18 protein-coding genes are annotated in these 23477 nt (G+C 36.3%); 9 read left to right on the forward strand and 9 right to left on the reverse strand.

Annotation, left to right across the window (positions count from 1 at the left end; translation table 11 throughout):
- Positions 1-21: 21 nt before the first annotated feature.
- Both AC1M89_RS03880 and AC1M89_RS03885 read right to left on the reverse strand, forming a co-directional pair.
- Complete coding sequence (locus AC1M89_RS03880) at positions 22-1434, reverse strand: amidase (protein ID WP_481608622.1); 1413 nt, start codon at positions 1432-1434, stop codon at positions 22-24.
- A 390-nt stretch (positions 1435-1824) separates the two neighbouring features.
- Positions 1825-2748, reverse strand: coding sequence for a hypothetical protein (locus AC1M89_RS03885; protein ID WP_481608623.1), 924 nt, complete (start codon positions 2746-2748; stop codon positions 1825-1827).
- 87 nt (positions 2749-2835) lie between these two features.
- Between AC1M89_RS03885 and AC1M89_RS03890 the strand changes: the two genes are divergently transcribed.
- The 3 genes from AC1M89_RS03890 (at position 2836) to AC1M89_RS03900 (ending at position 5111) form a co-directional block, all read left to right on the forward strand.
- Positions 2836-3345, forward strand: coding sequence for a YfbU family protein (locus tag AC1M89_RS03890; RefSeq protein ID WP_481613928.1), 510 nt, complete (start codon positions 2836-2838; stop codon positions 3343-3345).
- A 623-nt stretch (positions 3346-3968) separates the two neighbouring features.
- Positions 3969-4205, forward strand: a complete 237-nt coding sequence (locus AC1M89_RS03895; protein WP_481592470.1) for a VF530 family protein — start codon at positions 3969-3971, stop codon at positions 4203-4205.
- A 207-nt stretch (positions 4206-4412) separates the two neighbouring features.
- Positions 4413-5111: a DUF1826 domain-containing protein gene (locus tag AC1M89_RS03900; RefSeq protein WP_481608624.1), complete on the forward strand. Its 699-nt coding sequence runs from the start codon at positions 4413-4415 to the stop codon at positions 5109-5111.
- Positions 5112-5128: 17 nt separating this feature from the next.
- On the opposite strand, the gene zigA is transcribed toward AC1M89_RS03900, so the two are convergent.
- Entirely contained in the window at positions 5129-6349 is a 1221-nt protein-coding gene (zigA, locus tag AC1M89_RS03905; protein WP_481613929.1) for a zinc metallochaperone GTPase ZigA, read from the reverse strand.
- A 246-nt stretch (positions 6350-6595) separates the two neighbouring features.
- Between zigA and AC1M89_RS03910 the strand changes: the two genes are divergently transcribed.
- Positions 6596-7741 (forward strand): RICIN domain-containing protein, encoded by a 1146-nt coding sequence (locus tag AC1M89_RS03910; RefSeq protein ID WP_481613930.1) that lies wholly within the window; start codon positions 6596-6598, stop codon positions 7739-7741.
- Positions 7742-8594: 853 nt separating this feature from the next.
- Here AC1M89_RS03910 and AC1M89_RS03915 read toward each other — a convergent pair.
- From AC1M89_RS03915 to betI, 4 genes are read right to left on the reverse strand one after another with little or no spacing between them, the layout of a single operon-like run.
- On the reverse strand, positions 8595-9374 hold the full coding sequence (locus AC1M89_RS03915; RefSeq protein ID WP_481608641.1) for a TorF family putative porin: 780 nt from the start codon (positions 9372-9374) through the stop codon (positions 8595-8597).
- 14 nt (positions 9375-9388) lie between these two features.
- Positions 9389-11056 carry a choline dehydrogenase gene (betA, locus tag AC1M89_RS03920; RefSeq protein ID WP_481608626.1) on the reverse strand — a complete coding sequence of 556 codons (1668 nt, stop codon included), beginning with the start codon at positions 11054-11056 and terminating at the stop codon, positions 9389-9391.
- A 10-nt stretch (positions 11057-11066) separates the two neighbouring features.
- The gene (betB, locus tag AC1M89_RS03925; protein WP_481608627.1) at positions 11067-12542 is read right to left on the reverse strand and encodes a betaine-aldehyde dehydrogenase; all 1476 of its coding nucleotides are present in this window, start codon (positions 12540-12542) and stop codon (positions 11067-11069) included.
- 33 nt (positions 12543-12575) lie between these two features.
- Positions 12576-13157, reverse strand: a complete 582-nt coding sequence (gene betI, locus AC1M89_RS03930; protein ID WP_481613931.1) for a transcriptional regulator BetI — start codon at positions 13155-13157, stop codon at positions 12576-12578.
- Between the two features lie 248 nt (positions 13158-13405).
- Between betI and AC1M89_RS03935 the strand changes: the two genes are divergently transcribed.
- Both AC1M89_RS03935 and AC1M89_RS03940 read left to right on the forward strand, forming a co-directional pair.
- Entirely contained in the window at positions 13406-15442 is a 2037-nt protein-coding gene (locus AC1M89_RS03935; protein ID WP_481613932.1) for a choline transporter, read from the forward strand.
- Positions 15443-15476: 34 nt separating this feature from the next.
- On the forward strand, positions 15477-16085 hold the full coding sequence (locus AC1M89_RS03940; protein WP_035268656.1) for a MarC family protein: 609 nt from the start codon (positions 15477-15479) through the stop codon (positions 16083-16085).
- A gap of 70 nt (positions 16086-16155) precedes the next feature.
- On the opposite strand, the gene AC1M89_RS03945 is transcribed toward AC1M89_RS03940, so the two are convergent.
- Positions 16156-16770, reverse strand: a complete 615-nt coding sequence (locus AC1M89_RS03945) for an OmpW/AlkL family protein (protein WP_481607322.1) — start codon at positions 16768-16770, stop codon at positions 16156-16158.
- Positions 16771-17079: 309 nt separating this feature from the next.
- Here AC1M89_RS03945 and AC1M89_RS03950 point away from each other — a divergent pair, with 309 nt between their 5' ends.
- From AC1M89_RS03950 to AC1M89_RS03960, 3 genes are read left to right on the forward strand one after another with little or no spacing between them, the layout of a single operon-like run.
- Positions 17080-19545 carry a heavy metal translocating P-type ATPase gene (locus AC1M89_RS03950; RefSeq protein ID WP_481608629.1) on the forward strand — a complete coding sequence of 822 codons (2466 nt, stop codon included), beginning with the start codon at positions 17080-17082 and terminating at the stop codon, positions 19543-19545.
- 23 nt (positions 19546-19568) lie between these two features.
- Positions 19569-19961, forward strand: coding sequence for a MerR family transcriptional regulator (locus AC1M89_RS03955; protein WP_481608630.1), 393 nt, complete (start codon positions 19569-19571; stop codon positions 19959-19961).
- Between the two features lie 39 nt (positions 19962-20000).
- On the forward strand, positions 20001-20198 hold the full coding sequence (locus AC1M89_RS03960) for a heavy-metal-associated domain-containing protein (RefSeq protein WP_481608631.1): 198 nt from the start codon (positions 20001-20003) through the stop codon (positions 20196-20198).
- A 76-nt stretch (positions 20199-20274) separates the two neighbouring features.
- Here AC1M89_RS03960 and AC1M89_RS03965 read toward each other — a convergent pair.
- Positions 20275-23477, reverse strand: a 3203-nt coding sequence (locus AC1M89_RS03965) for a BapA/Bap/LapF family large adhesin (protein WP_481595250.1), incomplete at its 5' end; no start/stop codon positions are given.

Consider the following 23477-nt stretch of genomic DNA (forward strand, 5'->3'; position numbering starts at 1 on the left):
AATGATCCTTAGTGTATGAATTTAATCGTATATTTTTTTAAAAGGTTGTATCTGTTCAAGCTGATAAGCGAGATCTATCAGTAAACGTTCTTGTCCCAAATCAGCAGAAAGCTGAATACCTATCGGTCTTGAATCTAATTTGGTCATACCCATTGGTAATGATATCGCAGGCGCTCCAGCGATATTTTGAATAGGTGTGAATGCCACATAATTCCTTAAACGCTCAAATAAAACATCAAATTCGAGTTGAGGTGAAAGATATCCAATTTGAGGCGAAACATGCGCTAAAACTGGCGAAAGGATGACATCATATTGTTGGAAGATTTGTTGATAGATGCGCTGGATTTGCTTTAAACGGTATAAAAATAAAGGGGTTTTATAGAAATTTTTCTTGTACAAGTTTGCAAGCCCAACTGTTAGATGATCTAACTCATTCACGTTAAAATCTTTGCCAAGTAGCGGTTTTCCAAACTGTTGAATCATAAATGATAAAAAACCCCAATAGTGGCTGAAATCATCTACAAACGAATCTGAAATAGGAAGTGAAAATTCTTCAATATGATGACCTAAATTCCTGAGTAATTGAGCAGTAGACTCAACAGTTTGACGCGTCTCAGCATCAGTATTGGTTTGCAATGAATCATAAACAAGACCAATCCGTAAAGGTTTGCTGGATGGATGCTGGATTAAGCCAATTTCGGTTAATTTTTTTGGCTTATATTGTTTTTCCATTTCAGCAAAGAAAAACGCGGTATCACGCACAGAACGTGTTAAAACACCATCTGAAACAAGGTCAATTGGTAAATACTGCGAACCTTCATTTGGATGCCAACGACCACGTGTCGGCTTTAAACCGACTAAACCGCAATTTGCTGCAGGAATTCGTATCGAACCACCACCATCATTTGCATGTGCAATTGGTACTACGCCTGATGCAACGAGTGCCGCAGCTCCACCTGAAGAAGCTCCACACGAATAATCAGTATGCCAAGGATTGCGTGTGTAATCCCCAGACTTAAATTCTGTTGAAGCATTTAAGCCAAATTCAGGCATTTTGGATTTACCCAGTGCAATTAAGCCTGTATCTAACATTTGTTGAGTAATTTTAGAGTTTTTGATCTTTTCCTTGGATTTGAACGATGTTGATCCTTGTTGCGTAGGAAAACCAATAAGATCCAAATTATCCTTAATAAATGTAGGGATTGCAGAAAAAATCTGATTTGGTTTAAAAGTAGGCGATTTAAGTAATTGTTCGAAGTTTTCGAATTCAATTGCATTTAGCAGAGGATTTACGAATTTTGCGCGTTCAATCGTAGCTCTTAAAACTTCATCAATTGAGATGTCTTTAGATTGAATTCTGTTTGAGAGCTCAATCGCATCACTTGTACCTAATATATCATCCGTGAAAGCATGAATTCTTTTTTGATTATCCATAATCGATTTTCTTTAAAATTGACTAAGCATATGTATACACATGAAATATTGATTTGTCGATTGACCAGAGATTGATTCTCCATAATTTCGCATAATGTATATTATGTTAAATAGAATATCTGGAACAACAACCCTTAACATTGGTTTATATAGTTTGTGATGGCTAAGCATTCGGCATTAAAGAATCTTCGATGAAATTCGTCATTGAGAAATAAGTTTTGATGAAAGAATCAGATGTAATACATGCTCTGATTAAATATTACTTGAAGAATCTAAAGCCAAAAGAAGCTGTAAAATACCAATAATAAGTTTTGGGTTAAGAGGATTAACAGCCCTTTTTATTCTAAATTTAAGACTAGCGCCCACTATTAGATAATGTGGACTCTTTTTTTATATTATATTGTCAGCAGACATAGCACAAATAAGTCGATGATCACTGACACGATAAATACTAGGATCATCTAAATCTTGAGAGCCAATAAAAAATACCCAACTTTTTAGTTTCGTTTTATTATTCTTACTATAAGCGTTGATCCCTTCACGACGGACAAAATCTAACTCTTTAGTAATAACTGTTTTTCTATTTTTACTCCAATTACTAATATCAATAATTAGAAATGAATGTTTAGTTACACGTTTTTTCTGTATTTTATCATCATAACTCCAAAAACCTTGAGATAACTCAATACGTATTTCATTTTCTGTAACTTCTAATCTAGTAAAACGCATCTGACACATAAGTATTTTTGAGGTATCAGCTATTTTAAAATCACTAGGTATTTTTTTGAATAAATCCTTATAAGTCGATAATTCATTATTAGGTATTTTTAATGGTATTTCACGATCAAAAGGATAGTCTATATATACAGAACATAGTCTACGTATAGACTGTACTACCCCTCCTGACCGCCTAACAACTCTTTCATTTTCTGAATCAATTCCCTTTTCCACACCAGAAGAAATATTTTGAGAATTGCTTATTCCTGTTCCATCTGTTTTAGAATTAGTATCTATGAGCTTTAAAATTGTGGGAATGAAACTTGGCAAAGTTTCATTCGGATTAAAAACTTTTCGTTTTCTACCATTACTTTTAGATTCTTTTTCACCAATTACATCACAATCAATTTTATGAGGATGGCTACGATGTTCTCTGAAATGCGGTCGCTGAACATTAAACTCTTTATCGTATGATGCAGGTGTAACATTCACACCACATCCAATACAATAATAACCATCCCTATCAACATCACCATTCAATTCCCATAAATCTTCACCGTTAACAAGGTGACCATCTTTATCAAATGCAGTATCCATAAAAACTCAAAAATAAATAAATAAAAATTAGAAAAATAAATAAAAAACACTAATATACATTTAATAATTACCCCATAGGACAAAAAAATGTCAAGATCAACAACGTTAACAAATGTAGAACGTCTAATTCTTGCGAATCAATATGAAATTTTGAGCCAACAAACTGATAATGAGTATGACACTGTAAAATTTCTTAGAACTGCAAAACAGTTAAGAGATGGTCACAAATGGCTATATGAACAAATTTTCGAATATATTGATGATGACTTAGACAATGAAAATGCTGAATTTGTTGTAAACGTACTCTCATTGCATAGAGCACTTTTATCTAGCTATGAAGAATTAGATGATAAGAGTGATATAAAAGAAAAAGATGTTATTTTTAAAGGTTTTGATGGTAATAATGAAGGTTCACTGATGTATTTTGCGGAAGCACTTAGTGAAGATGGTCGCTTTTGTGAAGTTATTGAAAAAGGTAACTTAAATTCACACTGCCCAATGATTCGTAAATACCAAGAAATGCTACAAAAGTGGGAAAAATTCGATAAAGAATATGAGTTATCAAAAGAGCAAATTTTGGAAATTATTGATAAGTAGTCATTCTGAAGTCGCAACTTCATTTTATGTTAAATAGGATATCTAGGGACAGCACCCTAAACATTACTTGCAGTTGGTGCTGCACTTGACGGTTTCGATAATAAATAATCTTCCCGTCAAGTGTATCCCAAGAAACATAATATAAGTTATGCAGAAATTAGACCGCTACTAAACTTGCGTATTTGTCTAAGCCTAACGCAGGTCTGCGTGTCTATGACCTTTAAATCTTGTGAAAGCTCATTGTTAAGATGCCTATTGTGAATTTATTACCCGCATATTATAAATCGGGGGTTGAAGTCCTTCTTTCGCAGTCAAACTATGAGTATCTGTGTTTTTACACGAACTGGTTATTTTTTTATTCAATTTTTAAATTACTGAATTATCTTTATAATTAGAAACTTAAAACATTGTCGTATATTTAAATTATCTTTTTGTAGATTTAGTAGGTTTACAAACATCCTGGCATGGGTGAGGCTATATTAAGTAACGATATTAGCGACTAAATGAAAAACCAAAACACAATCTGTCATTTTTGATGGACCATTGAGTATAGAAAGCAACGTTCTCAATTTTTGTCTAGCTCAGGTTATAATGCTCATCTTACACAATTTAGTTGATCAATTATGAACACATCCAATGACCCTTTACATGGCAAAAAACTCGCTGACATTTTAGATGAGTTATTGGATTACTACGGAGGATTTGAAGGATTAAGTCGTAAAATTGAAATTCGTTGTTTTTGCATCGATCCAAGTGTTAAATCATCTTTACGATTCCTGCGGACTACACCATGGGCACGTGAAAAAGTAGAAAGCTTATATTTGTATGTTCTCCGTCAAAAAGCTAAACAGAAATTCTAGCCAACAAAAAACTTAAGATATGTTTAACTTTTTATACCCAATTGTAGAATAGCCTTAATGAGTATCTATCGTTTTTGTTCACATCGTGTAGTTATGGGTGGAAGCCCCACTCTCCTACTACATTGAACGACGATCAATCATCTAAATCCAGTCTTATCAAGTCTAGAGCTAAAAGCTATAATATGTTTTTAAAAAGTTTTAGATCATATGCTCGAACTCATTCACTCATATCCTCAAGCCAAATTGGTGAATACTTTCCAAGCATTAGCGAATGAAGTTTTTGAAGACCATGTCAATGCTTTATGTTGGTATAGGCATTTAGATTACAATTTCAAAGAAATCGTTGAAAAACTTACACTCATAGAAGATATTACTGAAATTTCCATCGCACAATTAGAGCAACTCAAACTTTCAGACTCTGCAAGCAAAGCGAGAGACGTTATTATTAATGATATAATGTTGCTCACCGAATTGGGTGCATCGCCGTCTTTAAACTTAATCAAAGAATATCAGCGTGATGAAGAATTGGATTTTATCAGCACTGATGTATATTCTTTTCATGTAGATCGATCGCCATTAGCAACGGATACATATCTATGTACCTATTACGGGGCGGCTAGCGATATTATTTCCAATGATGAGGTTGAACAAAAAATTCATATTCCAGAAATCCGTCAAAAAATTAAATCATTGTTTGATGGCGAAGACCATGAGTTTGAGGATTTTCTTAAAGAGACCTATATGGATCTTCACTATCAACCTAAAAATGGTGCAACACCTTTAAATTTAGGAATCGGTCATCTCTGGCGTTTGGCTGTAGATCATCCTGATCAGAAAGTACTTCCTTGTGTTCACCGTGCTCCAAAAGAAAATGCAGGAGAACTCAGATTACTCTTAATTTGTTAAGGAATTCCTTGCTCAATTTAGGCGAGTAATTCTTTTTCAGCTTCAAATGGATTAAAGAAATTACACCAAACGATTGGTCCTAAACTCATCTCCGAATCAGTAAGTAAACATTGATCAAAATTTTGGATTAATTGCTCTTTATCCATCTCTTGTCCAATTAAAACAATTTCCTGTCTGGCATCACCCGTTTCTGGATGCCAACTCGATTCAATTTCCTGAATAGATTGCGTATCTTGTGGCCATTCCTCTTGTGGTACCGAAGCCCACCAATATCCTGCTTGACCATGCCGAGCCATACCTCCAGCTTGTGACCAAGACATAGCCATTGTTGGTTCCGCAGCAAGCCAAAAAAATCCTTTTGAGCGTATAACACCTTTCCATTCTGAATGAATAAAATTGTAAAAACGTTGTGGGTGAAAGGGTCTTCTTGCTCTGTATACGAAACTTTCGATTCCATATTCTTCAGTTTCAGGCTTATGCTCTCCTCTCAACTCTCTTAACCAACCAGGTGCTTGTGAGGCTTCATCAAAATTAAAAAGCTCTGTGTTGAGTATTTTATCGAGTTCAACCTGACCAAATGTAGATGACTCAATTTTTGCTCTAGGGTTAAGCTTTTTGAGAATCGCATAAAGCTGGGACTTCTGATGCTCATCGATTAAATCAGTTTTGTTTAGAATAATAACATCACAAAATTCGATTTGATCTATCAATAAATCCACAACAGTACGTTGGTCAAATTCTCCAAGTGATTCGCCACGATCATGAAGAAGATCATATGAACGATAATCACGTAAAAAATTGAATGCATCGACTACGGTCACCATGGTATCTAAACGAGCGTACTCATTTAGAGATACGCCGTCTTCATCTTCAAACGTAAATGTTTCGGCTACAGGTAGAGGCTCTGATATTCCGGTAGATTCAATGACGAGTTGATCAAATTTTTTCTCTTCCGCTAATCGTCTTACTTCTACTAATAAATCTTCTCTCAAAGTACAGCAAATACATCCATTACTCATTTCAACGAGTTTTTCTTCCGTTCGTGATAATTCCGCCCCACCTTCTCTGACTAAAGCAGCATCAATATTGACTTCTGACATATCGTTCACAATTACTGCGACACGTTTTCCTTCTCTATTATTTAAAATATGATTTAAAAGTGTGGTTTTTCCTGCACCAAGAAATCCAGATAGCACAGTGACAGGTAATTTATACGGTTGTGAAGAATCAATATTCATGGTGAGTTACTCGTTTTCATGTTCAACCACATCATTTGATCGCTTATTGCAATCAATGAATGATCTTGATTTTTGATGTAACTAAATCATAATTGTTATGTTATAACATTTCAACATGTTTAATGTTTAGTTAAACTTTAATAAAATTTATTTATAGTGATTCTAAATTGTATTGATCACTGTAGAATCATAAGTAAAACTAAAGAATCTATGTCTTAATTTTTATAATCATATGAGCATATAACAATGAATTTAATCAATCTTATTATTCGTACCACTTTAAGTACTTCTCTGTTACTTGGAGTTTCGAATACGTATGCCGTGGTTGCAGGCGGAATGGTTTCTACTGACTACCATTGGAACAATATTCCTGCTAACGGCTTTGCAATACTTGAAAATCAAATCATCATTACCAATGAGCCAGGAAATGATGGTAATACATTTTGGGCCAATCAATTTTCTATCAAGCATGGAGATGGTGGCTATGTTGGATTGCAACAACGAAGCAATGATCAGAAATATTTAAATTTCTCAATCTGGAAAGCGACATCTTGGAAAACAGGATACCCTGCGTATTGCAGACAATTCGATCACGAAGGTGATGGCGTTCAATGTGACTTACCTTATGAATGGAAGGAAGGAACGAAATATAATTTTAAGATAGTGAAAAATAATGACAGTACAGTCTCAACCTTTGTTAAAGACATGAGTACTGGTAAACAACTTGAAATTGCAAAAATCAATGTGCCACAATCTTGGGGTGGTTTTGACAGCCTAACTACATTTACCGAAAATTTCAGACAACACAAACAAGCCAATGGCATTTATGGCTATAACAGCTGTGCTGATGTTCATACATCTGTTTCTGCGACCTATCCTGCAATAGCAAATTCTTCAATCAAGTCTAAATCACAAACGACTAAAACTTATGGAAACTGTGTACAAGTGGCATCAGCGCATTGCACGGATGATTCTACTTGTATTTCTACTGTGAATAATGCCAATTATACCCAGCAAAAACCTTTCATTTTGAAAAATGGTGCACGAGGTTTTTGTGCAGATAGCTTGAATGGTGGTCAACAAATGGGATTGTATTCATGTGATCTCAACAACGGTAATCAACGTCTGAGTACGGATCACACCCATCGCTTATATTTAACTCATCGGGATGCGTGTTTGATGGGCGATGTTAAAGATAATTTCGTTAAAGTTGCGCCGTGCAATAATGATAGTAGTCAACGATGGATGTATAGTCGCCACACAAGCCAATATATCAACTTAAAAACAGGTCTATGCCTTGATGCCGCTGATGGTGCAAATAGTATGGCACGCCTACAAATGATTGGATGTCAAAGCAATAATTTATATCAAACCTGGAAAATTACACGTTAACTTATTAAATTCAGAGCTTTAGCATTCAAAGCTCTGAATTTTAATGCTGAAATTTTAATTTTTTTGCTTTCTTTGAGTGACTCGTACTAATTTTAGTAAAATTAGATATCTAAATTAGAGATTTTACTCATAGATAAGCCAGCTCACTCAGGTTAAAAGCATTCTTAATACTGGCTCAAAAAGCGAAATAAGTTCAATGATTTTAGGGAGATATTGTCTAAGGTATATTTGTAATATTGATGACAGCAATAAAATAAAAACAATTAAAAATATTCTTCATAAATCTTTGCTATTTTTCCGATAGCGCCGTTAAGGATGAGAAAAATATTCTTCAAAATATTAAAACTTAATAAATGAGATTAGACGTTTAGTTGTTTATTTCTGAAGATAGAAATCAAAAGCCCTTTTTTAATATTGGAGAGAATCAAATTCTAACCTTATGTTTAATATGAACATTCATAGTTCTATTTTTCAATGCATTGCCCTTCACTAGTTATAAGTTATGAGTATCTAGTTGATTTATGAATTTGGCTGAAATGATTGAGTACTCGAGTATAGTCATCTATGTAACCTCAAAAAACCTTAGTGAACTTTTTTCACAACAACTATTTCTAAATAGATTCTTGAAAAATTTTGCGTAAAATTTTACTCTCCTCGTGACATTCATAACCTTATTTTGGTCAATCCTCACTTATATTACTCATTAAATAAATACTAAGTTGATAGGTTTTTTTAACAATCTTTTATGTGTCGAGATTTTATTTATTAATGAGTATAATTTTTAAATTACACTTTTGCTTAGGCTATTTTGGTATTCAAAATTTAAGCCTAAGCATTTGAAGATTTTCTTAAATTAGAAACTATAGGTGAAAGCCACTACACCTAAATTTTTCTGTTTTTCGTTATAGCGGTTCTTACCACCAAAAATATATTGTCCACTCAATCCGAGTTCTGGTGTCAAGGCATAATCTAGCCCGATAGATGAGAAGCGATAAGCAAATTCTCGTTTTGTATCACCGAGCTCTAGACCTTCATATTTCCCATTATCATTAAAATAGCTCGCTGCAGCACTTGCTGTAGCAGATAATTTATCATTGAGTTGGTGGGTATATATTACGTTTAGATAAGTATCCCCTTGGTTTGCATACACGACATCATATGTATATGCAGATAAACTGGTTGATAAAGAGTTTTTATCATTGAGTTGGTGTGTGGCAGTTACCCCCATTTCATTGGAAGTTGTATTTGACGCGTTCGGATAGAAATAAGTGGCATTCCAAATATTCCAATTTGTCCTACCAGTATCAAAACTGTAGCCGACAATAAAGTCGTGCTCTAATTTATCAGTTTTACGGCGCTTATCACCTTGAAGTTCAGCATAAGAGTAGCCTAGTGTAGAACCCCAATACCCGACATAGAAGTTGTTATAACTGAGGTTTAGACCTGTTTGAATTGCGAGGTCATCATTTTCTGGTGCATTTGTTAAACCACGTGAAATGTAATTGGAGGTTAATGTGACATATCCATCAAATTGAATTGGTGAATTTGTTTCTTGATTCGTAGAATTTGCATAACTGGGTAAAATAATAAAGCTAGCAGTGCTCAACAGCACTGCTTGAGTCGTTTTAATCATCATAAAATTTATAATTAAGAAAATGAAGGTGAAGTTTCTGCACGATAAAATGGTGCATCTGAAGGGGTTAAAGCAGGTCGATTACGAATGTGATCTGCAATCTTCTCGGCCATCATGATCGTCGTTGCATTGAGGTTACCAGTAATAATCAGCGGCATGATAGAAGCATCGACCACTCGCAACCCATCTATTTCATGGACACGACCGTAACCATCCACAACAGCTAAATCATCTTCGCCCATTTTACAGCTACACGAAGGATGATACGCTGTTTCTGCATGATTTTTTACAAATTCATCAATTTGCTGATCTGTTTTTAATGCTGAACCTGGACTAATTTCTCTACCTCGATACTGATCTAATGCAGGCTGATGCATAATTTCTCGTGTAATTCTCACTGCATCACGGAATTCGCGCCAATCTTGTTCAGTGCTCATGTAGTTAAATAAAATGCTCGGATGATCAAAAGGATTTTTCGAGGTTAAGCGAATTCTTCCTCTTGACGGCGATCGCATAGATCCAACATGTGCTTGAAAACCATGTTCATTGATTGCATTGGTACCATTGTAGTTAATTGCAATTGGTAAAAAGTGATACTGGAGATTCGGCCACTCAAACTCATCACTAGAGCGAATGAATCCACCTGCTTCAAACTGATTGCTTGCACCAATTCCTTTACCCAAAAACAGCCATTCAGCGCCAATTTTAGGTTGGTTATACCATTTTAATGCAGGGTAAAGACTGACGGGCTTCTTACATTGGTATTGAAGATACATTTCTAAATGATCTTGCAAATTTTCACCCACTCCCGGTAAATCTTGCACAACCTTTACATCCAGTGACTCTAATAATGACTTAGCTCCTACCCCTGAACGCTGTAAAATTTGAGGTGATGCAATAGCACCTGCGCACAGCAATACTTCTCGCTCAGCATAGACCTTGTGTAAATTTGTTGCATCTTGACCAAGAATGTATTCAATACCGATAGCTTGTTTTTTTTCAAATAAGATTCGATTGGTTGTGGCATGCGTAATAATCGTTAGATTCTGACGACCTTTAGCTATATCTAAATAGCCACGAGCGGTACTGGAACGTCTGCCTTGAGGTGTCACCGTACGATCCATTGGACCAAAGCCTTCTTGTTGGTATCCATTTAAATCATCCGTACGTGGATATCCAGCTTGCACACCCGCTTCAACCATTGCATGAAATAACTCATTATTGTCTGACTTTGGCGTAGCAACACTAACTGGGCCTTGATCACCGTGATATTCATTTGCACCAATATCTCTAGACTCTGCTTTTTTATAGTAAGGTAAACATTCAGCATAACGCCAATGACTGAGTCCTTTTATTTGAGACCATTGCTCTAAATCCATGGCATTCCCACGGATATAACACATACCGTTAATTAATGATGAACCACCTAAACCTTTACCACGTCCACATTCCATACGGCGGTTATTCATATGTGGTTCTGGATCGGTCAAATATGCCCAATTATAACGTCGACCTTGTAAAGGATAAGCCAAAGCAGCAGGCATTTGAGTTCTAAAATCTAAACGGTAGTCAGGGCCACCCGCTTCAAGGAGCAGAACTTTAATATCTGGATCTTCGGTGAGTCTCGCTGCAAGTACATTCCCAGCAGAACCTGCACCTATGATAATGTAATCATATGTCATAGTGTTCTCCTTAGGCTTTAAATACAGATTGAAATGGACTTAATTCCACTTGTACCGATTTGATTTGCGTGTAGTGTTGTAAAGTCGTTAAACCATTCTCTCTTCCTACACCAGAATGCTTATAGCCACCGACTGGCATTTCAGCTGGCGATTCACCCCACGTATTGATCCAACATATACCTGCTTCAATTTGGTGGATGATTCGATGTGCTTTGACAATATCAGGGGTAACCACGCCAGCAGCCAATCCATAAGAAGTATTATTAGCGCGACGAATCACTTCTTCTTCTGATGTATATGTCAAAATACTCATCACAGGACCGAAGATTTCCTCTTGAACAATGGTCATCTCATCTCGACAATCACTGAAGATTGTAGGCAGTACAAAAGCACCATTTTTTAAATGATCATCTGTTGCTCTAGAACCACCACACACTAAACGTGCTCCCTCGCTTTTAGCAGAATCGATGAATGCCAAAATTTTATTCATATGCGCAAAGCTAGATAATGGTCCAAAATTTGTTTCTGAATCGAGCGGATTACCTAAGCGGATATAAGGAATACGTTCTAATAGCTTTTCTTCAAATTTTAGTTGTAATGATTCTGGAATAAACACTCGTGTCCCATTCGTACATACCTGTCCAGAACTATAGAAATTTGCCATCATTGCAATATCTGCAGCTAAGTCTAAATCAGCATCTTCACAAATAATTAATGGTGACTTCCCACCCAACTCCATCGTGACCTCTTTAAGACTCGATTCAGCAGCTTGAGCCATCACTTTTTTTCCAGTGCTCACACCACCAGTAAATGAAATTTTCGCAATATCTACATGCTGGCTTAAATAGGCACCAATATCACCGCCCCCTGTTACAACATTGAATACCCCATCTGGCACTCCAGCTTCGGTATAAATTTCTGCCAATTTAAAGGCTGTTAATGGGGTAATCTCGCTGGCTTTGAAAATCATTGCATTCCCCGCCGCCAAAGCAGGTGCTGACTTCCATAAGGCAATTTGAATTGGATAATTCCATGCTCCTATACCAGCTACAATTCCCAAAGGTTCACGGCGTGTATAGACAAATGAATCTGTTCTTAAAGGAATCTGTTGACCCTCGAGTACAGGTAAAATTCCAGCGTAGTATTCGAGTACATCAGCACCTGTCACAATATCTACAGTCGATGTTTCACTATAGGCTTTCCCACTATCTAAGGACTCAATGGTGGCAAGTTCATCATTTCTTTCACGTAAAATAGCTACAGCTTTATTTAAAATTCTTGAACGCTGCATATAAGTCATTTCAGCCCAAACTTTCTGTCCTTGTTTGGCAGATAGAATGGCTTGATCCACATCCTGTTGAGAACATGCTTGAATGGTCGCGAGAACTTGCCCCGTGGCTGGATTAATCGAATCAAAAGTTTGACCTGATTGAGCATCGACGAATTGTCCATGAATATAAGGACGTTGTAATGGGAATTTATTCATACGATTAGCCTCAGATATAGTAAATATTAAAAATTATTGTGTAAGTTGCTGCTGGATAAAGGCATGGCAAAGACGGATAGAAAGATCAGTATCAATCTCAATTCTTGTTAATGCGCCCCTTAACCAGAACCCATCAATTAATGCAGCCAACCCTTGAGCTGCTTGCTCAGCTTTTAGGGGGCTTAAACGTTTTAAAAACTCATGTTTTAAATTTGAATGTAGACGACAGTGATTCACTTGCTGTAATCGGTGTAGATCGGGTTGATGCAAACTAATAGCCCAAAACGCTAGCCATACTTTCATCGCGGCTTGATTGGTCTGAGGAGTAGCAAAATTCGCTTTAACAATCGCCATTAAACGATCTTCTGGAGAATGTCCAACCTCTGATTTTAGATCCCTTACACTTTCTCCAAGTTGCTGTAGTAAATAGCGCATGGTTGCCTCAATCAATCCATTCTTGCCACCAAAATAATGACTAATAATACCCGTGGAGACACCTGCTCTTTGCGCGATCTGTTGAATGGATGCATCAGCAAAACCGAGCTCATTTACAGTGGAGAGAGTGGCATCAATCAATTGTTGACGACGAATGGGTTGCATACCAACTTTTGGCATAAGATGACCTAAACTTACAGGAGATTATAATTAGCGTTTATCAATAAGAACGCTGTAACATTAGTAAACGTTTTTTTAATTGAACGTTCAATCAATAAAAATTATAGTGCTATTACTTCCATGATGTACAGCTCAGTTTGTTTTGTATTTGCAAAAGTTTGTAATTGTGGATCAAGCAAGCTTCTATCAGGATATAAATCGAACTGCGCTGTAGATCATTTCATTACACATTGAATGGTCACGAATTTATGCATAACAAAAATGATCAAACGCAGGATAGTTTGAATAAGGTCGTGTTCTATGTATCAGCATCATTGATACTTTTGTTTTCGATCACCACAATTTTGTTTAATGAAGCTGCTAATAACGTCATTACACAAACCCTCAATTGGGTAAGCAGAACCTTTAGTTGGTATTACCTGTTGGCTGCGACACTCTATTTTGTCTTTATTGTATTTATCGCATGCTCTCGATATGGCGAAATTAAATTAGGACCTAAACACTCTAAGCCTGAATTTAGTTTACTAAGTTGGTCTGCAATGCTCTTTTCTGCGGGTATTGGTATTGATCTCATGTTCTTTTCCGTGGCTGAACCTTTATCGCATTACATGAACCCACCTGTGGGTGAAGGACAAACCTTTGAAGCAGCACGTCAGTCCATGGTATGGACCTTGTTTCATTATGGTTTAACTGGTTGGAGCATGTATGCATTGGTTGGTGTAGCCTTAGGTTACTTCAGTTATCGTTATAACCTTCCCCTTACGATCCGTTCAGCTCTCTACCCTATTTTTGGAAAAAAAATTAACGGCCCTATAGGTCATACTGTAGATACAGCAGCCGTCTTAGGTACAATTTTTGGTATCGCGACTACCTGTGGTATTGGTGTCGTACAACTCAATTATGGTCTTCATGTTCTTTTCGATCTACCTGAAAATTTGTGGATTCAAGCTGGTCTAATCGGGATCGCGGTGGTCATTACTGTAATTTCAGTAACGGCAGGTGTGAATAAAGGGATTCGCGTACTTTCTGAAATCAATATCTATGTCTCTATTGGGTTACTCCTCTTTATTCTTTTGATTGGCAATACAGAATTCTTGCTCGCAGGCTTAATCCAAAATTTAGGTGATTACCTCAATCAATTCCCAAAATTGAGTTTAATGAGTTTTCCATTCGAACAACCTAAAGAATGGATGAACAGTTGGACGCTTTTCTTTTGGGCTTGGTGGATTGCATGGTCGCCATTTGTTGGTCTGTTTTTAGCACGTATTTCTCGTGGTCGTACCATTCGTGAATTTGTATTTGGTACGTTGATTATTCCGCTACTATTTACACTGACTTGGCTATCCATCTTTGGAAATAGTGCGCTTCACAATGTAATTTTTGATGGCAATGCGCAACTCGCAACTACCGTTTTAGAAAATCCAGCGCATGGTTTCTATGACCTACTTGCACAATATCCTGGTTTTACGTTCTTAGCAGGTATAGCAACAATTACAGGATTATTATTTTACGTTACTTCTGCAGACTCAGGCGCTCTTGTTTTGGGTAATTTCACAACAAAATTCACCAATATTGAGCATGACTCTCCAAGATGGCTTAGCGTATTTTGGGCTATAGCCATTGGTTTACTCACCTTGGCGATGCTGATGGCAAATGGTATTACTGCCTTACAGAACACAACCATCATCATGGGTCTGCCTTTTAGCTTTGTCATATTCTTTGTGATGGCGGGTTTGTACAAATCCTTGAGATTGGAAGATTTCAGACAAGCCAGTACTAGCTTAAATGCTGCGCCAGTCGTGGGCAATGTGGATATTCTCAATTGGAAAAAGCGACTCAGTCGCGTAATGCTGCACCCAAGCCATGAACAAACATTAAAAATGTTAGATGACGTGTGTAAACCTGCAATGGATGCCGTGGCACAGGAACTTTTATCCAAAGGTGTCAAAGTCGATGTGAATACTAAGCCTCTTGAAGATAATGCTGAGCTTTATCATTTGGACCTCATTATTCACTTGAATGAAGAAGAAAATTTCGTATATGAGATTTGGCCCGTTCGTTATGACACCCCTAACTTTAGTACCCGTGCTAAACGAACAAAGCGTTATTACTATCGTTTAGAAAGTTACTTGTTTGAAGGTTCGCAAGGTAATGATTTGGTCGGATACAACAAAGAACAAGTGATTAACGACATTTTGGACAAATATGAACGTCATATGATGTACCTTCATATTAACCGAATCAGTCCAGGTAAACGTCCACAATTTCCGGATCGTGACATTTAGTTAGTAGTAGCTCATCTAAACAAGGAAAATGACCATGTCAGAAAGTCTAAACGCCTTTGCTCTATTTTTTTCGTTGCTTAATCCCTTTTTAATGAGCATTTATATGCTTGGGATTATTCGAAATTCAGATGCAAAAGTTTTTAATATGGCCCTGATCCAAGGTAGTTTGATTAGCTTTGTGGTTTTTGTCATTTTTGCTAAAACAGGTGAAGCTTTTTTTAATGATGTACTTCATGCACGATTTGAATCTTTCCAAATTTTTGGTGGAATCATTTTCTTGGTGATTGGTTATCGTTATGTATTTGAAGGTGCTGATACGATTGGGGTCATGCGTGGAGCACCAAACCATTTGGCTGGTACGATCGCCATGCCTTTTATGATCGGTCCAGGAACAATCTCTGCATCTGTAATCACTGGCATTCAATTAAGTTTATGGCAGACGATCACAGTCATCTTTATGACCTTATTCTTAACCTGTAGTCTTTTGATATTAATGAAATATTTGCATGATAATTTACAGCATAAATATTCTAATTATATCGACTTATATGTAGATATCGTGGGTCGTGTTGCTGCATTGCTTATCGGTACGATTGCCATTGATATGATCGTGACTGGTGTTACTGGGATCATCAATGGCTAATTGAAGGTTGTTGTTGATATTTATAAAAAAGGAGTCTTATCATTGACTCCTTTTTTTTAAACCCTAATATTTAGAATCTATATCCGATATTTAAACTATACACCGTTGGATCTACGTCCACACTTCCTACCTTTTCTCCATTTACTTTTACATCAGTTTTGATATCCGCATATCGGATATCAGCACCAACACTCCATTGAGGGTTAAATTGGTAATCTACGCCTATTTGACCAGCCCAACCAAAAGAATCTGAGAGATCGAACTTATCACCACTATATAATCGGTCATTAAAAAAATAGGTATAATTTAAGCCCAGACCCACATAAGGTTGTAACTTTTCATTGGGTAAGAAGTGATATTGCACACTGAAAATTGGAGGTAAATGTTTTGTTTTTGCGACTTCATTACCAGCAACATTAATTTTATGCTCTGGTGGCAAACCGACTAATACATCAAATGCAATATTTGGTGTATAAAAATAAGAGATCGTGCCAGTGACTCCCCAAGCATCATCTATTGTGACGGGTGCTGTTTGATTAAAAATACTACCTGGAGAAGATGTGGGATCAATATTGCTAATCGCACCTCTTATCTTCCATTTATAATCTGCGCTGTGCGCATTAGAACTTAATGCCATGGTACTCAATAAAATCGCGAATAAACCAAAACTTAATTTATCATTCATATCATTACCCATTTTTTATAAATATCTGAAATTTTGAAGATTGTTAATCAATTAAATTGAATGCTTTAGATCATATCGATAATTCTTTTTGTTGGTTATTTTTTATTCTGATTTGTTTTGATGATTTTTTATTTAAGAAAATTTATTCAATTTAAATGGATTTTTGGAATATTGTTTTTAATTTAAGTGAGGAAAGAACATACGCCTAATTTGGATTCCAATCAGTAATGATGAAACAAGAAACAAATCTTATTGACCTTACCACAATGGGAAGGTTTAGAATGATCGTGACCTTATTTCAATCAGCATATGGAGTTAAGTATGTCATCTACTTCAACTAAATCTATTCAAATCAAAATTGAAGGAATGACCTGTGCTGCTTGTGTAAGCCGAGTTGAAAACTCATTAAAAAAAGTCGATGGTATTCAAGATGCCAGTGTGAACCTCGCCACTGAAATAGCTCAAATTGTGTTAACAACAGACGTAACAGATCAACAAATCATTCAAGCCGTAAATAAAACAGGTTTTAACACTAAAAAATGGGCAACAATAAAATTAAAAATTTTAGGCATGACTTGTGCTGCATGTGTGAGTCGAGTTGAACGTTCTTTACTAAAAATACCCGGTGTATTAGCAGCACAAGTAAGTTTGGCGACTGAGACAGCAAGCATTGATCTACTTTATCAAGTTCCTGTTGATCAAGTTATTGAGCGTATTGAAAGATCAGGGTTTGAAGCTGTACTTGAACAGCAAACGATCACAGCACTTCCAAATCGCGAACTTGAATCAAAAAAAATTCTCAAGCATTTTATTATCGCACTTGTACTCAGTATACCTATATTTATCATTGAAATGGGGTCGCACATCTTGCCTTCATTTCATCATTTTATAGGTACTTACATCAGTCAAAATCAGAGTTGGTTATTCCAATTTATTCTTGCGACTTTAGTTATTTTTATACCTGGACGGCATTTTTTCTCACAAGGTATCAAGTCACTGATAAATTTACATCCTGACATGAATTCTTTGGTGAGTTTAGGATCAGGAGCTGCCTATTTATATTCTATTGTTGCTACGTTCTTCCCAAATTTATTGCCACAACAGTCAGTGCATGTCTATTACGAACCTGCAACACTCATTATTACATTTATTTTATTAGGAAAATTTCTAGAAGCACGAGCTAAAGGTCGAACTTCCGCAGCGATACAACATCTGATTGGCTTACAACCTAAAACAGCGCGGGTTAGAGTATCTGACCTCCAGACTGAAGATATCTCGATTGATAAAATTACAATCGGTATGCAGGTTGAAGTGCGGCCTGGTGAAAAAATTCCTGTAGATGGCGTGGTTATTTCAGGTGAAGGCTTTGTAGATGAGTCAATGATCAGTGGAGAATCTTTTCCAATCCAAAAATTGATGGGTTCAGAAGTTGTTGGTGGAACCCTCAATCAAAATGGATTTCTTGTCATTGAAACCAAACATACTACTGAAAGTAGCATTTTATCGTCAATTATTCAGTTGGTTGAAAATGCTCAGACACAAAAGCTCCCCATACAATCTTTAGTCGATAAAGTCACCTTATGGTTTGTTCCATTTATCCTCTTTATTTCGATGATTACTTTCATCGCGTGGCTGGTGATTGGACCTGAACCTAATCTCAGCTATGCTATGATTAACGCCGTTTCTGTTTTGATTATTGCATGCCCTTGTGCGATGGGACTTGCAACCCCGATGTCGATTATGGTTGCGACGGGACGTGCTGCTGAACACGGAATTTTATTTAAAAATGCGACTTCACTTCAAAAACTTCGAGAAATTTCAACATTTGCATTTGATAAAACTGGAACCCTAACAATAGGTCAACCTGCGATTAGTCATATCGAGATTTTCGCACCATTTACACATCAACAGGTTCTACAAACTGTTGCATCTGTTGAATATCATTCCGAGCACCCAATTGCTAAAGCGATTGTTCAATATGCATCCGATCATCGTGTAAAGATGATCGAAATTTCAGAATTTAAGAGTATTTCAGGATTCGGAATCCAAGCACAATTGAATGGTCAGGATATTAAAATTGGATCTGTAGAGTTCATTACTCGAGAAAATGCTAAGATTTCTCATGCACTCTCTCACCATCAAAGATTACTAGATGAAGCTCAAACACCAATCGCGGTCTCCATCGATGGTGAGCTTGCATCAATTATTTTAATCACGGATCAATTAAGACCTGAAACCTACGAGGTTATGACTCAACTTAAAAAGAACGACAAGCACATTGCTTTGATTACTGGCGATCATCAAAATTCAGCGCAATATGTGGCGAATCAACTTAATATCAATGCAGTTTATGCACAGGTCAAACCACATGAAAAGTTAAACATTGTTGAGACCCTTCAAACGCGATATGGAAATGTTGCTTTTGTTGGTGATGGGATTAATGATGCTCCAGCACTTGCGCAAGCTCAAGTCGGTATTGCGATAGGTTCAGGTACGGATGTCGCCATTGAAACGGCTGACCTTATTTTAATGTCATCAAATTTGAATAACTTATCTAAAGCCATCAAATTAAGCGAAATAACTATTAGAAATATTCATCAAAATCTGTTCTGGGCTTTTTTATACAATATTTGTCTGATTCCAATTGCTGCAGGTATCCTTTATCCCTTAACAGGTATCCTGCTCTCACCTGTTTTGGCTGCGATCGCAATGGCACTTTCTTCGATATTTGTATTAGCGAATGCTTTAAGACTCAAAACTTTGAAACTAAATTAGACGCTTAAAGCAAAGGAAAGATCATGAATATTGGCGAATTAGCACGACGTTCAGGCTTAACTGCTAAAATGATTCGATATTACGAGAAAATCGATCTCATTTCTGTTCCGACCAGAAGCACTAGCGGTTATCGTGTTTACACAGAGCAAGACCTTTCGACTTTAAGTTTTATTAAACATGCTAAAGATCTTGGTTTTTCGATCGTTCAAATCAAGAGTTTAGTTGAGCTTTGGAAAAATCCTGACAGAAAAAGTGCTGATGTGAAAAAAATTACAGATCAACATATCCACTTTTTGACAGAACAAATTCATTCGATGCAATCAATGATTTTAAAATTAAAGGCTGCGAGTCAAATGTGCTCAAATGATTCGACTTCAAACTGCAGTATTCTGAATAAAATTGAGTATATTAATTAGATCATAACGATGATTGGTATTAACTAAGGTAAGATTTTTATGAAATTATATATTGAAAATATTAGTTGTTCTGGTTGTGCTAAAGGTGTCACTGCTTCAGTAATTTCACTTGATCCTAATGCAAGCGTCAATGTAGATGTTGCCAACAAAATTGCAGATATTCGTACAACATATAGCTTTGAAAAAATCGCTGAAGTTTTGACTGAAGATGGTTTCCCTCCTGAATTAAAAGATTAAATTGGTATAAAAAAGGCGAAACAATGTTTCGCCTTTTTTTTGTAAAACGCATACCGAAGTATGCGTTTTTAAATAATTAATAAATGATTTGACCGTTTTGAAGTAACTGCTCCAACGTCAGATCTGCATTTTGAGGACCAATATTCAGCAATTGAGTAGCTTCAAATTGTGTACCTTCACCATCGCGATCGATTGAAATTACAGAATCTTTAACAGTGATGTATTTACTTAAGATATCCGCAACTTGATCAGTCGAATCAGTTGAGAATGTAGTTGAAGTATTAGCATCAACAAATAGTTGAGATACATCAATTACATCGACACCTGCTTCGAAATCTGACCACGTATCAAAACCATTTCCACCCGTTGCATCGGCTTCATCAAGTAAGTTGAAGATTAATTTATCCGCACCAGAAACAAGGTTGAAAGTATCATTTAACCCACCACTGCTTACTACATTCGCATTTTCATCGCCATTTATAGTTTGAGTATAGCCAAAGACAAGTTCAGCCGTATCTTGACTTCCATTAACCGAAGTAGTCACATAAGTAAACTTGTCCTCACCAAAAGAATTCTTAGATGGTGTGTATGTATAATTGCCGGTATGATCTATTTCAAGTACGCCGTGCTCACCTTGAATTTTGATCTTATCATTACCAAATTTCGTATAAGCAGTTTGGTTTTGAACTTGAATTGAAGTTACTGAATCAGAACCAAGATCATTATCGAAAATGTTACCAGTAACAGGTTCAAGTGATTGTGAGTCTGTAGGTAGATATTCAGTAATAACTTGTTCCATTTTAACAGAACCAGAGAAATATGAAGAACCTGTAACATTCAACTCCAAAGTATAAGATCCTGCAGGAAGATTATTAACTTTGATTGTGTTTGTTGTAGTTTTAGACACTTCTACATCGCCACTTGCCACTGGATTCCCAGCTTTATCTTTGACGATGTAAGTCATTTTACGACCATCACCATTAATTGCTAATGTTGTTCCAACAGTGAATGTAACGTCAGCTGTAAGATCTTTCTCATAGTAGACAACATCACCTGATTTTATTCCTTCGACTTTAAATGCTTTCGAAACAGATGAGCCACTAGTTGCACCAAGATTTTCACTATAAGTACGCTCAGCGATTTCTGCCTCTACATTAATCACATCATTAATGTCGTCGTTTGATAAAAATGAATCTAAACGAATATTTAATGTAGTAGTTGCTAACTCACCTGTATTAGGATTTTTCAAATGAATTGAGAATGTTTCTACATCTAATTGACTTACTTTAACATCTTTATTCAATGTATATACATAAGTGCCGTCAGGATTGACCGTTAGCTTACCAAACTTTCCTTGAACTTCTGAATCTTGAGAAGTATTGAAACCATTTACTTTGATGACAATGAAATCATCTAAATTTTCAGTAGTCACATCGCCATTTATTTTTTGACCTTCAACGACAGTTTCGTAAGAAATAATCTTATCCGATACTGGTGTTAATGTAATGGTAGGTAAAACAGCAATACCAACTGTACTACCAGTCGTAATGGCTTTATATTGGCCTGGTTCTAAAACTACGTCAACATTTTGCTGAGATTCACCATAAGCAACTACAGCACCAACGATCGTGAACCAATCAGGAGTATTTGAATAGAGCTCCCAAAGCCCAGTATCTTCGTTAAGTCTATAAATTTCAAGCGATACAGGAATTGCACCTAAGCCGATTGGGGCACCACCTGCGGCTTTAAAACTTACTTCTCTTAAATTACCTTCACTAACATTTATTTCAATGGCATCTTCAAAATTAGCAACATTTACTGAGGCTACACCACCAAGTCCAACACTCGCAACGATAACTTGATCAATCTTAGACAGTACTTCACCTTCAGGAATAGGTAATTCTGTAGGGACCAAATCTACGATAAAATTTTCATCAATAACGGTGTAGTCAACATCTTTATTGTTGATAGTAATATTCAATTTAGCTTCAGATGTCTTACCTGTTTCAGGATCCTTTATTTGGTAAATGAAAGTTTCAACTGCACCAATTGAAGGTTTCTTCGAGCTGTCAATCACGTAAGTATATGAACCATCGAATTTTACAGTCAACGTTCCATACTGCCCAGCGTATTCTTTAGTCCCATTAAGTCCAACTTCAACAAATTGCGAAGTTGAATCCTGTGGTTTTACAGCAATTTGTGTATTTAAGTAATACATATCATGACCAGATTGGCCTTCAACCTGATTAACATCAGATAAAATATTACCTGAAATTGATCCACTAAGATTCGTTGGGTTATTGCCGTCGTTTATTTTAAGCTCTTGAACTTCGAGACGATTACCTGAAGCAATTGCAACACCACTATTACTTTGGATTAGTACGCGATAATTACCTTCATCTAAAGTTATAGAGCCTGTTTTTGAACCACCAAATGCAACAACTTCTAACCAATCTGTGTACAGCTGATCGACTTCCCAAACATCTGGTGCTACTTCTTTCAATACAATTAGATTAAATTTATTGCCAAGACTTATCCCACCGCTAACAGCTTTTAAACTAATATCAGCAGTGTTATTTTCTTTAATATTGAATGACAAATATTGATCAAAATCTAGCGCACTGACATCGGCAGCACCACCAATACCAACTTTTGCTACTCCAAATCCTGTTGCTGAATTACCATCGAATCCTGTATCTTCAAATAATTGAACGACATCTGTCTTTAATACTGGTTGACCTTCAACCAACTCAATAAATGATATAACTGATGGATCAACTGTTGCCACTATATTCACATCATTATCAACAGCTAGAATTTCAACTACAGTTACTAAGCCATCAATCGCTGATTGAAGTTCTTTTTGCGCTGGCAATACAGATCCTTCAAGACTTGGATTCGGTTGATTAGGATCTTTATATTGCGAAATTACAGCCTTAGCATCTGCAATCTCTTTAGTTAATTCACTTAAAGAGTTTTCAGTATACTTATCACGAGCTGTTTCGTTTTGAACAACCTTGTTTTCTGCTTGTTCAACGAGTTTTTCAAGATCTTCAATTGATTCTGCTAATAATTTCTCATTTTCAGCTGCTTCTTGTTGTGCATTGGTTTTTAATGCAGCATCTGCAGCGTCTAATTCATCAGTTGCTTTTTTAACTTCTTCTTTAGTTACATTTTTTGATGGATCACGACCATCAGCAACGAGTTGTAAAGCTTCATTAATTTCTTGTTGAAGTGCATCACGTGTTTCATCAGTATATCTTGCTGACTCTTCCAACT

This window comes from Acinetobacter sp. ANC_7635 (assembly GCF_056779945.1).